This is a genomic window from Pedobacter miscanthi (assembly GCF_003315595.1).
GTDB lineage: Bacteria > Bacteroidota > Bacteroidia > Sphingobacteriales > Sphingobacteriaceae > Pedobacter > Pedobacter miscanthi.
Genome location: NZ_QNQU01000012.1, coordinates 140916 through 154892 on the forward strand (window position 1 = coordinate 140916; position 13977 = coordinate 154892).

Annotated in this window: 7 protein-coding genes; 2 read left to right on the plus strand and 5 right to left on the minus strand. The window is 37.9% G+C overall.

All coding sequences use genetic code 11. The annotated features are described in order from the left end of the window. Nucleotides 1–25: 25 nt before the first annotated feature. Complete coding sequence (gene metG, locus DRW42_RS15290; protein ID WP_113949749.1) at nt 26–2134, minus strand: methionine--tRNA ligase; 2109 nt, start codon at nt 2132–2134, stop codon at nt 26–28. A gap of 40 nt (nt 2135–2174) precedes the next feature. Here metG and DRW42_RS15295 point away from each other — a divergent pair, with 40 nt between their 5' ends. Together DRW42_RS15295 and DRW42_RS15300 are read left to right on the plus strand one after the other, a co-directional pair. Next, nucleotides 2175–3074, plus strand: coding sequence for a S66 peptidase family protein (locus tag DRW42_RS15295; protein ID WP_113949696.1), 900 nt, complete (start codon nt 2175–2177; stop codon nt 3072–3074). Nucleotide 3075: 1 nt separating this feature from the next. Next, entirely contained in the window at nt 3076–3483 is a 408-nt protein-coding gene (locus tag DRW42_RS15300) for a DoxX family protein (protein WP_113949697.1), read from the plus strand. 52 nt (nt 3484–3535) lie between these two features. On the opposite strand, the gene DRW42_RS15305 is transcribed toward DRW42_RS15300, so the two are convergent. From DRW42_RS15305 to DRW42_RS15320, 4 genes are all read right to left on the minus strand, one after another. Further along, nucleotides 3536–4999: a RagB/SusD family nutrient uptake outer membrane protein gene (locus DRW42_RS15305; RefSeq protein ID WP_113949698.1), complete on the minus strand. Its 1464-nt coding sequence runs from the start codon at nt 4997–4999 to the stop codon at nt 3536–3538. Between the two features lie 18 nt (nt 5000–5017). Further along, a complete protein-coding gene (locus tag DRW42_RS15310) occupies nt 5018–8200 on the minus strand; it encodes a SusC/RagA family TonB-linked outer membrane protein (RefSeq protein ID WP_113949699.1) in 3183 nt (1060 codons plus the stop codon). A gap of 799 nt (nt 8201–8999) precedes the next feature. Continuing rightward, complete coding sequence (locus DRW42_RS15315) at nt 9000–10517, minus strand: RagB/SusD family nutrient uptake outer membrane protein (protein ID WP_113949700.1); 1518 nt, start codon at nt 10515–10517, stop codon at nt 9000–9002. 14 nt (nt 10518–10531) lie between these two features. Further along, nucleotides 10532–13762: a SusC/RagA family TonB-linked outer membrane protein gene (locus DRW42_RS15320; RefSeq protein WP_113949701.1), complete on the minus strand. Its 3231-nt coding sequence runs from the start codon at nt 13760–13762 to the stop codon at nt 10532–10534. Nucleotides 13763–13977 lie beyond the last annotated feature (215 nt).

The following is a 13977-nucleotide window of genomic DNA, read 5'->3' on the forward strand; positions in this document are numbered from 1 at the left end:
TTTTTTTTATTTTGACAGATTGGATTTATCTGATCACACTACCTTCCTGAAACTTCTCTGCAGGAGCCACAAAAGTAAGTTTTCCTTCAGCATTTTCTGCCATCAGGATCATTCCCTGTGATAAAATTCCCTTAATTTCTCTTGGTGCAAGGTTTACGATCATGCTTACCTGTTTACCAACAATATCTTCAGGTTTATAATATTCTGCGATGCCTGAAACCACTGTCCTTTCATCAATTCCAGTGTTTACGGTTAATTTCAACAGTTTTTTTGTTTTTTCTACCTTTTCAGCAGCAATAATGGTGGCTACACGGATATCCATTGCCGAGAAATCATCAAACTGGATATTTTCTTTTGCAGGTACAGCCGTTGCCGTAGCTGCCGCATTGCTCACTTTGCTTTGGTTTAATTTTTCAATCTGGAAATCAATTTCGGAATCCTCTATTTTTTCGAATAAAAGCACAGCTTCACCAATCTCGTGACCTCTTTTTAACAAGTTAACAGTACCTGCATTTTCCCAATCATGTCCGCCGTTTTTAAGCATTTTCATTAGTTTTTCTGCTGTAAAAGGCAGGAAAGGCTCGATCAAAATCTGGATATTGGCCGCAATCTGAAGTGCAATGTGCAATATTGTCCGAACGCGGTCTTCATCTGTTTTAATCAGCTTCCACGGTTCGGTTTCTGCAAGGTATTTATTACCCAAACGGGCAACATTCATTACTTCTGATAAAGCTTCCCTAAAACGGTAATTTTCGATAGATGCAGAAATTTTAGCAGGATAGCCAGCCAGTTCATCGATAACGGCCTGGTCAACCTCGGTAATCTCCATACAGGTAGGTACCGAACCACCAAAATATTTATGGGTAAGTACCACTACACGGTTTACGAAATTACCCAGAATAGCAACCAATTCATTATTGTTCCGTGCCTGAAAATCCTTCCAGGTAAAATCGTTATCCTTGGTTTCAGGAGCAGTTGCCGTTAATACATAACGTAAAACATCTTGTTTGCCTTCAAATTCCCTTAAATATTCGTTCAGCCAAACTGCCCAGTTTTTAGAAGTGGATATTTTCTGACCTTCGAGATTTAAAAACTCATTTGCCGGAACGTTATCTGCCAACGTATATTCACCATGCGCCATTAACATCGCAGGGAAAATAATACAGTGGAACACGATATTATCTTTACCTATAAAGTGCACCAATTTGGTTTCATCACTTTTCCAGTACTCTTCCCAGCCACACTTATCATTTTCATAGCTACTAATATAATATTCTTCTGCTTTCGGGTTCCATACGTCGAGTTTTGCATAATTGCAAAGTTCTTTTGTGGCCGAAATGTAACCTATAGGTGCATCAAACCAAACATAAAGTACTTTACCTTCTGCATCGCGAAGCGGAACACGAACGCCCCAATCCAAATCCCTTGTCATCGCCCTTGGCTGTAAACCTGCATTTAACCAGCTTTGGCATTGCCCGTAAACATTCGGGCGCCATTCTTTATGACTTTCGATATATGTACGTAATCGGTCTTCGTATTTATCAAGTGGTAAAAACCAGTTTTTTGTCTCTTTTAAAATCGGTTTATCGCCGGATAGGGTAGATTTTGGATTGATTAAATCAGTGGCATTAAGTGTAGAACCGCAGTTTTCGCACTGATCGCCATAAGCATTTTCGTTACCACATTTTGGACAGGTACCGGTGATGTAACGATCGGCCAAAAATTGTTTGGCACTAGGATCGTAGTATTGTTCGGTGATTTCTTCGGTAAAAACTCCTTTTTCATAAAGCGTTTCGAAGAAATCGGCAGCTGTTTGGTGGTGGGTTAGGGAAGAAGTACGGTGGTAAATATCAAAAGAAACCCCAAACTCTTTAAAAGAATCGCCAATAATTTTATGGTACTTATCTACCACTTCCTGAGGAGTAATACCCTCTCTTTTGGCCTTTAAAGTAATCGGAACACCGTTTTCGTCAGATCCGCAGATGAATTTCACATCGCGTTTATTCGATCTCAGGTAACGGGCATAAATATCTGCAGGAATGTAAACACCGGCAAGGTGCCCAATATGAACCGGTCCATTGGTATATGGAAGCGCTGCAGTTACGGTATATCTTTTTATTTTACTATTATCCAAAACAATTTTTATTAATTTGGCAAAGATAAGTGTTTTGAAGATGATTAAGCAGCCCCCGTATTTAAAAAAAGGAGATAAAATTGCCCTCGTTTGTCCGGCAAAAAAATTACCCAAACCGATAGACCAAGCCATTGAAATATTAAAAAGCTGGGGTTTAGAGGTAATTTTAGGTGATAGTGTGTATGCAAGTCACCACCAATTTGCCGGAAGCGACAATTTAAGGACAAAAGATATCCAGCGTTTTCTGGATGATCCATCTATAAAAGCCATTATTTCTGGTCGTGGGGGTTATGGCACCATCCGCATCATTGATGACCTTGATTTTACTGAATTCGACAAAAACCCGAAATGGTTTGTGGGCTTTAGCGATATCACCGTACTCCTTTCACATTTAATTGCGCAATGCCATACACAATGTCTGCATGCACAAATGCCCTATACTTTTGATGAATCTACTCCGGAGGCCCTGACGTCTTTACAGAAGGCCTTATTTGGCGAAAAACAGACATATAATTATCAAAGCACATTTAAAAATAGGGCAGGGAATACCACTGGTATTTTAATTGGTGGTAACCTCACGCTATTAGCCATGATGCAGGGTTCGGTTTCGGAAATGGATTTTACAAATAAAATCTTATTTATGGAAGATGTTGGCGAGCATGAGTACAGCATCGACCGTATGTTGCGGATGTTGAAAAGAGCTGGTAAACTATCAAAGTTAAAAGGTTTGATTGTTGGTGCTTTTAATGAAATAGCGGAAGAAAAGATTTCATTTGGACAGACAGCTGATGAGGTAATCTGGGATATTGTTAAGGAATATGATTATCCGGTTTGTTTTAATTTTCCAACAGGACATATCGAAAACAACTTATGCATGACTTTAGGTGCTGAGGTAGCATTAAATGTAGAAACCAATAACGTTCAATTTAAATATTTATAAGATGGCGATTTTAGATAATTTAGGGAAATACCGGAATACAGGTTTACTACTTTTGCGTTTAGGCATAGGAGTAATGTTCATTATTCACGGTTTTCCAAAACTTGCCGGCGGGCCAAATGGCTGGACAGGCTTAGGTGGGAGCATGAAAGTAATCGGCATAGATTTTCTGCCAATATTTTGGGGTTTTATGGCTGCGGCGACAGAAACCTTTGGCGGTTTTCTATTAATTGTAGGCTTATTTTTTAGACCGGCATTGATTTTATTAATCTTCACCATGATTATTGCCGCTTTGGTGCATTTCGGCAAAGGCGATGGGTTGGGCGGAGCCAGCCATGCAATAGAATTAGGCATTGTATTTTTCGGATTGATCTTTATCGGACCAGGGAAATATAGTGTGGATAAGAAGTAGAGAAAATTTACAAAATAAAAAGGGGATTGTAGATTCACAACCCCCTTTTCATTTAATTGTCTGTCATTAATCTATTCAATGATAACTCTTCTGAAGATATTGGCCAAATGTAACCGGTTTCAGTTGGCGATTTAGCTGGTGCACTACCTTTTAGTGGAATAGTTAGCAATAATCTCGTTAAATCCGGTGCCCTTAAACCTTCTCCTAAAAACTCTATTCTTCTTTCTAATAATAAAGCATCAGTAAAATCGCTAACAGTAGCAGGAGCAAGCACTGTAGTTGCATCTGAACGCTGACGTACCGCATTCAGCAACAATAATGCCTGAGCATCAACAGTATTTGTACTACGCACTCTAGCTTCTGCCAAGTTTAGAAGAACCTCAGCCCATCTGATTACAGGAACATAATCTGTATAAGGACTGGCTGTAGTAAATTTAGCTACAAACTGTTTTGATGCTGCTGAGGTAAAAATCAAAGCTCTTCTTTTATCAGTCGACTTCCAGCCAGTATTAGCGATAACACCAGCAGGGTTTAATGAAAACTCTGTTGTACCAGGTGTGGCATTTGTAAAATAAAAATACGAAGCCAAAGAATTTTGTGTGCCAGGATAATCTAACGGGCTGGCTGAAGTAGTCATTGGTAATGAAAATACAGATTCAGCAGTTGTATATGGTGTTTTGAAAACAGATGCAATATCTGAAACTAAATCATTCGGAACATTCACCTTTGCTTTAAACGGCGCCACTGCTGGCACCAATTTATTTGCTTCTGTAATAACGTCGGTCCATTTGCCCATACTTAAATAAACTCTTGTTTTTAAAGCAATCGCTGTATTTTTATGTGCTCTTGTAGTGTTAAGTAAAGCTGTAGCATTTGTTGCCGGAAGATTTGCTTCTGCATAATTTAAATCAGAAATAATTTGGGTATAAACCTGATCAACTGTACTTCTTGCTAAATCTGAAAATCCAGGCCCGGTAATACCTGTTAATCGCAATGGTAGGCCAGGCTTACTTCCGTTTCCATCTGCGTATGGCCTTGCAAACACCTGCAATAGGCTGTAGTAAGATAGAGCTCTAATTAATCTTGCTTCGGCAGTATATTTCGCACCTAACGCATCACCTACAACCGAATTACCTTTCGAGGCCATACCATCTATAAAAACATTACACCTGTTAATGGTAACATAAGCTTGAGACCATAAACTTTTAACCGAAGTTGCACTATTGGCAAGGTTCATGCTCCAAACATCGGATGCTGTCACCAAGTTTCCGGTTTCGTTTATAAAATCTTCTCCTCTAATGCTTCCATAAACCAAATATCTACCCCCGTAAAATGAGCCATTTTTTAATGAACCATATAATGAGTTTGCCTGACTTTCAATTCGGAATTGCGTATCGAAAGCATTTTCTGCAGCCACAGAAGTTTTTAGTGCGGGGTCTAGAAATTCTCTTTTGCAAGAACTTGTAAATACGACAGCCGAACATACTATTGCTATATATAAATTTCTTTTGTTCATGATTTTTTCCTTTAAATTTTAAAAACCTAAGCTAAGTCCCATGGTATAAGTTCTAGCATTTGGACCAGAGTTTCTATCCGAACCTTGACCAGATGAGCTTGATCCATTTGAAGAAACTTCCGGATCTGGACCTGGATACTTAGTTATAATGGCAAGGTTTTGACCTGCTACATAAACACGAAGGCGGTTAATACCCGATTTTCCGAACGCAGTTTGAGGAATAGTATAACCAAGGCTTAGATTTCTTAATTTAACAAAATCTCCTTTGAACACATTTATATCCAATGGAATAGTATTACCATAAGAAACGTTATCAGTATACACCGCTCTTGGGAAATCGGTGATATCACCAGGTTTTTGCCAACGGTTCAACACATCAACTGCATTGTTCCAATACCTCTGATCGTGCAAACCTGCATTAGTTCCATAAGATACCCAGAAACCTAACTGATAAGTTAGCATCACATTTAAATCAAAATTTTTGTAACGAAAAGTATTATCAAAACCACCATAGAACTTAGGGGCAGTATTGTGATACATTTCCGCATCAGCACTTTGGGTTATAGCTGGAGCAGTAGCACCATTATCAAGATAAGTCCAATTTGCTTGACCAGTAGGTACTATATGTTGATAAGTAACTGCTCTACCTGCTTTGTTATAGAATATTCTTCTTCCAGTTGCAGGATCTACCCCCCCTGTACGCACCACATAAAGGTAACCAATGGAATATCCAGGAATGGAACGGTTAACATTTTCTCCTGTTGTAGTAGAGCCTGTTGGGGTTATAATTTCAGTTAAACCAGGAGCTAAGGCAGTAACCTCGTTTTTATTATAGGCAATATTGAAGTTACTGGTCCAAGAAAAATCTGTAGATTTGAGTGGTGAAGCATTCACATTAAACTCCCAGCCCTTATTATACATAGAACCAATATTGGTAGCAACTGTTGACGGAACCCCGGTTGATGGGGATTGAGATACATTAAGGATCAAACCATCAATGTTGTTTTTATAATAATCAATTTCAAAATCGATCCTACCTTTTAAGACACCGAAGTTAATACCAATATCCGTTTTTTTACTCGTTTCCCAGGTAAGCTCTTTGTTTCCGGCAGCACTATATATAGATGATGGAATACCACCATACAAAGCAGAACCATAAGTAGAAAAAGTAGCATAATCTCCGATACCAGAAATATTACCAACTTTACCATAACTACCTTTAATTTTGAAACTGCTAAATACTTTATCTAAACCGGCACTAACCCAGAAATTTTCTTTGGTGATTTCCCATCCTGCAGATGCTCCCCAGAAAGTTCCTTTTTTAATCCCCAGGGCCGAATATTCATCTTGTCTTAAGTTACCACTCAAGAAATATTTACCGTCGTAATTATAATTTAAACGACTGAAGTAAGAAAGCAGGTAATTTTCTCCATAAGCTGCTCCAGTAGAATTATTCAACGTAAATCCCGCCTGTACTACATCATAGGCCGGGTCTGTTAAACCTTGGCGGTCGATGCCGTAACCAGTAACCGTATTTCTCTGTTGCTCTTGTCCAACCAATAAATTGAAACTATGTTTAGAAATTTCGTAATCAGCCTGAGCTGTGTTGGTCCAGGTCCAGTTTTTTCTTTTTCTGAAAGCTCCAATGGCCTCTCCACTTACACCCTGACCAGGCCCGTGAACCGGATTATAGAAAATATCGTTATCGCTATTAATATAATCAATACCATACATTGATTTCAAATTTAACCACTTGAATGGGCTAACCTGTAAATATGCATTGGATTGTAAATGATCTAATTCGTTGTTTTCACGGTTTAAAGAAAGTACCTGTGCAAAATTATAAAAACCAACCTGATTACCAGTTACAATATTGTTCATTGGTCCAACAAATGTAGCACCTAAGTTAAAGCTCCCGTCATTATTATATGGTGATACATTTGGCGAATTTACCAATGCCGTTCTGGCTAAACCCGATGTGCCGTAAGCCTCTCCATTTAACGAACCTGAAGAAATTGCAGCCAAATTTTTCTCATTAGAGTATGATAGCTTGCCACCAATGGTGATGAATTTATTCAATTTACTATCAATATTGAATAATCCATTTAATCTTTTAAAATCATTTTTCTGATAAATACCTTGTTGGTTAGTATAACCAAAGCCCATATAATACTTGGTATTTTCAGTACCACCAGAAATATTTACGTTATGGTTTTGCGAAACACCTGTACGATAAGCATAATCGTACCAGTTTGTATTGATGGGCTGGCCATCAGGACCATTTGTTAAAACGAATTTCTGAAGTTGCGAAACACCGTTGAAAGTTACGTTAACACTTCCAGGGCGGATAGCATTTGCATTGGCTATAGCTTCGTTTTTATAATCTGTATACTGAAAAGCATCGAGTAATTTTGGCAAGCGATAAGCTTCAGACCAACCTACCCAAAAATCGTAATTTACTTTTGGTAAACCTGTTTTACCTCTTTTAGTAGTAACAAATACAACACCATTAGCAGCACGGCTACCATAAATAGCGGTTGAAGCAGCGTCTTTGGCAATATCGATACTCTCAATATCATTTGGGTTAATACTCGATAACGGATTTGCTGCAGAAGCAGTTAAGCCCTGGTCTCCAGTGGTTGCTACCACACCATCAATCACGAACAAAGGCTGAGAACTTAACGAAATAGAATTAGTACCCCTTATCCTGAATACAGGCGGAGTATTTAATACACCTGCCGGTACAGTTATCTGCACACCAGAAGCCCTACCTGCCAAACCAGCTTCTAAACTCTGAATTGGTTTTTGAGCTATAGCTGAACCGCTTACAGATGCAGTGCTTCCAGTGGTTTCACCACGCTTTTGGGTACCATACCCCACAACAACAACATCAGTTAATGTTTTCGAATCACTCTCTAACGCTATATTTAATGTATTTGAAGAACCAATAGATTTGGTTACTGATATAAATCCGATAGAAGAAAATTCGAGTGATGATATGCTCCGGGGCACTTTAAGCGAGAATTTTCCATCTGCTCCCGTTGTGGTTCCGCCGGTTGCACCTTTGATTTTAACACTTACTCCTGGAAGTGGTAACCCATCTTCACTGGCCGTAACTGTCCCTGTGATTGTTCGATCTTGCGCTGTTGCAGAGGTGGCAATAAACAGCAATATGAACAAACTTTGTAGAAGTTTTTTCATAAAAAAGTTTAGTTTAGTTAATAATAATACAATATAGGATTTAGTATTTTGTAATACAAATTTTACAATAAAAAATACATATTTTTTATTTTTACTGCTTAAACCCTGCTAAATAACTGATTATTAGAAACACTGAGCAAACCTCTGACTGAATAAATTTAAAAACAAACAACTACTGTGGTTCCCGTAGCTGAAATTTTAGTTTTAATATTTACTGGATGGCAATTACGGTCTTAATTGACCATTGAGGCACTTCCAATTGTTCGATTTGGGTTATTGCTCCGGTTGCAATAAGCAGCAATACGAACAAACTCTACGCGAGTTATTTCATAAAAGTTAGTTTAGTTCTGGTTAATAATACAATATAGCACTTAGATAGATGTCATGCAAATTTTACAAAAAAAAATCAGCAGTAATTTCTACAGGATTAGGTGCTTATTGATTAAAAACTAAGCAAAACCTACCAAAAAGCCGCTAAAACAATAAAAAAAAAAAAGACAATTAATTTTTAACCACCTTTCTTGATAAAAATGATACAATTACATTAAAAATAGATTAAAAAATTATCAGCAGGAAGCAGCAATACCAAGAAAAACTTAAAAAATGGCCCAAATAGCTATAGAATAAGTATAAAACTACACATATTTAAATATTATTGATATAGTTACCTTATAATTAGTGTTTTAATGTTAAAGCAGTGCAGATCTCGAAAATTAGATCTAATCAGCATTCCATATTTTAAAAAACAAAAAGCCCGGATCACTTTTGATGAACCGGGCTTTTTATTAACCTTAATATATTACTTTTTAAGGTTTGGATTATTAATTACCTCAGCCTGAGGTATTGGAAATGTTAGTTCATCAGAATCGTAGGCAAACGTTTCACCTGGAAAGAATAAGTTTGCAGAACCACGAGTAACGGAGTGTTTGTTACGCTTTACAGCCAGGTAAGTTTTACCCTCGCCCCATAACTCGATACGCGATTGAAGGTAGATTTCTTCTTTAAGCGCATTTCCACTTAAACCGTCTACATAGCTAAAATCTGTAATTCTTAAAGCCAATAGTTTCTTTAATGCATCCCTGGCAGGGGCATCTTGAGATAATCTTGCTTTTGCTTCTGCATTTAACAATAGCATTTCATCGGCTCTCATATAAATGTAATCTGTTGTAACCTGTCTTTGGCCCTGAATTACTCTAGCAGGGTCGAAAAATTTACCTGTCGGGATCAATCCTTTATATGTAGCAGAATTTACAAACTGATTTTTTCTTACGTCATCAGCACGTATGGATGCATAAAGAGCATTATCAGCAACCTTTGCATCCCCTACCGACGCATAGCTGTATGTATAAACATCTACCTGGCCCCACCATGAAACTAAATCCAAATTACTTGCAATGGTTAAATCTGCGCCCCAGATCCAGCTTGGTGTTGCTACATTATTAAATCCTGATTCTGGATTAAGTAACTTACCTGTACCATCCAATTGAGCTACCACAGCATTTTTGGTTGTTAAAGGGAATTTAGCAAGAACTTCGTCTGTTAAGGTTATTACTTTTGCCAAATCAGCATCTGTTCCCCTGGCAGCATAAGTATACGCCAACAAACCCTTTGCTACATCAGCATTAATTTCTCCTTTGTTTGTGCGATTATAAGTAGCTAAAATCTGTATAGACTCTGTTAAATCTTTTACAATCTGATCAAATATTTGGGCTGAAGTGCTTAAGGGCTGATTTGGAGCTTTTGTATCTATATATAGTGGCAGAATTTTTTCTGCACCTGTTCCATAACCTTTTTCAGCATAAAATTGCGTTAAGTAAAAATAAGCATATGCCCTCATTGCTTTCGCTTGCCCCATGTAATTCTTCAGGTTCACATCTGTTAATACTGCGTCATTTCCACCTAAAACATCAATCACGGTATTTGCTGCAAATATGATTCGATAATAATAACGCCAAGGAACATAAGCTTGGTTAGAAGTAAAATCCTTAGTAGCCTGATATCTTGCTACTGTTGCATACCAACCATATGTTTGAGCCCCCAGCATCATATCTGATGCGAGCATATCAGAATAGATATCGTTGCCTTTCTGACCAAAATCATCATGACCTGTTGTTCCTCCAGTACCTGTATTGTACATTGTGGAATACAGCCCCGAAACCATCCCCTTTAATAGCGTTGGATCTTGTTTAACGGCATCAGCTAACTGATCTGTAGAAATTAATTCATGTGGCTTTTCATCCAAAAATTCTTTTTTACAGCTACTTGCAAAAACACTTAATGCAATTGCTCCGGTAATGATATATTTTAAATTTTTCATCTTGATTTCTTTAATTAAAACTTAGCTCTTAAACCAGCAGACAATGTTGAACTTGGCAAATATCTGTAGGTATCGGAGTTTCCTGCCTCAGCTGTTTGAGGGAAAAATCCTTTACGTTTACTTGTGAAATACAAATTATCACCAGAAATCCAAATGCTTAAACCATTTAGACCAAGTTTAGTATATATTCCAGATGTAAATGTATATTGTAAACGAACGTTATTTAAGGCTAAATAATCCGCCTTAGTGATAAAACGTGTTGAGTTTCCATTAGCACTTGGTGTTTGGTTGTTTGATAATTTTGGCACATCTGTGATATCACCTGGTTTTTGCCATCTTCTCAAAATATCGGTACTCCAGTTATTACTTCCCACGGTACCATTGTGCATTAATGCTGCATAGGCACCATCGTAAGCATAACCACCTAAACTATATAAAGCTTGGACACTCAAGTCGAAACCTTTGTAACCAGCTGTTAAGTTAACAGCACCCCTAACTTTCGGTATTGAAGATTGTCCGGTATATTGTTGGGCAGCATCTGCGTAAGTTTTAGTAGTTGTTTTTACAATTTTCGCATTTGGGTTAAGCGCCAAGTATGGAGCTAAAGATGAAATATATTCTCCTGCTCCCGTTTCAATAGAACCTGATTTTGGTGTTCCGTTTCCATCAACATCTACATAATATGCTTCCCAAGTTGCCCTACCATCAGCAGGATCTACACCGGTTGATACTCTAGTGTAAAAATCATAGATAGAATGGCCAACTGCATAACCATAGTTTCCTTGGATATCGATCAATTTTTGTTGTCCGGTTGCAGCATCTATAGGCATCGCAGTGATCTTGTTGCTCACAATCTCTCCATTAACACCCAGATCCAGACGGAAAGCACTATTTTTTATGATGTGGCCCGTTACATCGAACTCTAAACCTTGGTTTCTAAGTTTACCATCATTTACTTTGATTAAAGCGTAACCAATTGATGGTCCAACCCTTTTATCAAAAATCAGGTTATTTGTATTTTTCACATAGTAATCAACAGATGCTGAAACATATTTACCTAAATCAAACTCAACACCGGTTTGGAACATTTTAGCTGTTTCCCATGTTAAATCAGGATTACCCTTGGTATTGAACGAAAATCCAGGCTGATCTCCAACATTGTCAATATTGAAAGTATCGTATCCTGGGTAATAGCCAACACCAGCCTGATCACCGATTAAACCATAACTAGCCTTAAGTTTTAAAGAGCTAAAGATTTTTTGAGACTTCATAAAATCTTCCGCTGAAATTAACCAGCCAGCACCAACTGAACCAAATGTTCCCCATTTACTTCTAACAAACCTAGAAGAACCGTCTCTCCTTAAACTTCCAGATAAGAAATATTTGCTTTGATAATCGTAATTAACCTGTGCAAAATAACTATCCAATTTGTACTCTAATTTATAAGAGGTACTTGGATTGCTCACGATACCGTTATTCAAGTCTTCTGAATCATTCTGCACAAGATTAAACCTTGATGCATTTAAGTAGCCTTGTTTATAGTTGGTGATTTCATGTGCGGCAAGCATTTCAAAATTACTTGCCCCAAAACTCTTTTTATACCTTAACAAGTTTAACAGGTTTATCGATGTTAAATCCTGTCTCGTCAATGAAATAGATCCTTTCTGAGATGCGGCTGAGCCATAAAACTTATTGGTTAACGATACGTTTGCATTGTTCCAATAGGTTATACCGAAAGTATTTTCGAAAGTAAGGCCAGGAATAATTTTTGCATTTAATGCTACGTTTCCGTTCAACTCATTTCTATCATTCCTACGGGTATTGTATTTAGTGTCAGCAATAGAGTTTGTTAAAGCTGCAAAACCCCTTCCGGTACCGTAATCATACTGATCACCACCAAAAATCGGATCAGCAACTTTATTACCATTTGCATCCCTTAAAAATACCGGGTACAAAGGTGGCATGTTATCAACAAACCAGAATAGGCTTCCTGAATCGCTGGTTTGGCCAGGGTTATTTTGTTTAGCTGTAATAAAGCCTACGTTAACCGAACCCGATAACCATGGTTTAACTTCGTGAGTCAAATTCAATCGCCCAGCTAAACGCTCATATCTAGATTTAATGGCATAACCTTTATCATCTAAATAACCGAATGATGTATAATAGCTAGTTTTTTCTGAGCTTCCTCCAAATCTTACCACTGCTTCTTTACGAGCAGAACTTTGGAAAGCATAGTCTTCCCAACTTTCAGGATCAAATTTCCTGGTTATACCGTCGTAAAACTGCCTGGTTGCCGGATTGATCAAAGAACCACCTGCAGCATTCCAAATATTCCTCGCGGCAGGAAATCCTCCAGCCGTTGGCCCAAATAGCCTAGCATTTGCATAAGCAACTGGATCAGCTGTTGGCGTAGCCAAACCTAAGCCTTGATTGTATAAAGATTCCCATGCTAAAGCAACGTACTGCTCTGGGGATTTAATCACATCGTAACGTGGTTGCCAGTTTGCATTAGTACCAAAATTAACCTCAGCATCAATAAATCCAGTTTTTCCTTTGCCTGATTTTGTAGTGATCACCACCACACCATTGGCACCTCTAGATCCATAAATAGCTGTTGCCGCTGCATCTTTTAACACCGTTGTTGATTCGATATCGGCAGGGTTGATGGAGTTTAAACTTCCATTGAATGGAACTCCATCTAACACATACAATGGATCTCTATTACCATTAATTGAGCCAATACCCCTAATTCGGATAGTAGCAACAGTTCCAGGCTGGCCGCTGGTGTTGATTACCCTTACACCTGATACCTCACCTGCTAGCGCCTGTGAAACATTTGATACCCTCTTTTTTTCGAGATCTGCAGCGCCTACAACTTTAGCAGAACCCGTAAAGGCTTGTTTGGTGGTAGTTCCATAACCAACAACAACAACATCGGTTAAAGTTTTTGAATCTGCTACCAATGATACGTTGATAACGCTTCCATTTGAAATAGGTTTGCTTTGGGTTAAGAAACCGATGTAGGAGAAATCCAATGTGGTTGCACCTGATGGGATACGTACAGAGAATTTTCCGTTTGCATCTGTTAAAGTACCAGATTGGGTACCTTTAACTTTTACTGTTACTCCAGGGATAGGCATTTTATCATCTTGCGATGTAACTATACCTGTTAATGTTCGTTCCTGAGCCATTGCAGCAATTGCAATAAACATCATCACGAACAAACTTTGTAGAAGTTTTTTCATGAAATTTAAGTTAGTTTGGGATAATTGATTAATTAGGCTTCTAATTTAAAAAATAATTTAAGTGGGGCCGAATTTTAAGTCCCAAAATTTTAAAAAAGCGAGACTTTAGTTAAATTATGACGTTTTGATTACTATTACCCAGGCGAAATAGGCAACTAACAAGCTAGTTGTCTGATTGTTGAGACGGGATTCTGAGGTTTTTATTTAAAAACAGA

Coding starts and splice junctions, on each gene's coding strand:
- DRW42_RS15310 (WP_113949699.1), bottom strand. CDS start 8,200: ATGAAAAAACTTCTACAAAGTTTGTTCATATTGCTGTTTATTGCCACC.
- DRW42_RS15320 (WP_113949701.1), bottom strand. CDS start 13,762: ATGAAAAAACTTCTACAAAGTTTGTTCGTGATGATGTTTATTGCAATT.
- DRW42_RS15300 (WP_113949697.1), top strand. CDS start 3,076: ATGGCGATTTTAGATAATTTAGGGAAATACCGGAATACAGGTTTACTA.
- DRW42_RS15295 (WP_113949696.1), top strand. CDS start 2,175: ATGATTAAGCAGCCCCCGTATTTAAAAAAAGGAGATAAAATTGCCCTC.
- DRW42_RS15305 (WP_113949698.1), bottom strand. CDS start 4,999: ATGAACAAAAGAAATTTATATATAGCAATAGTATGTTCGGCTGTCGTA.
- DRW42_RS15315 (WP_113949700.1), bottom strand. CDS start 10,517: ATGAAAAATTTAAAATATATCATTACCGGAGCAATTGCATTAAGTGTT.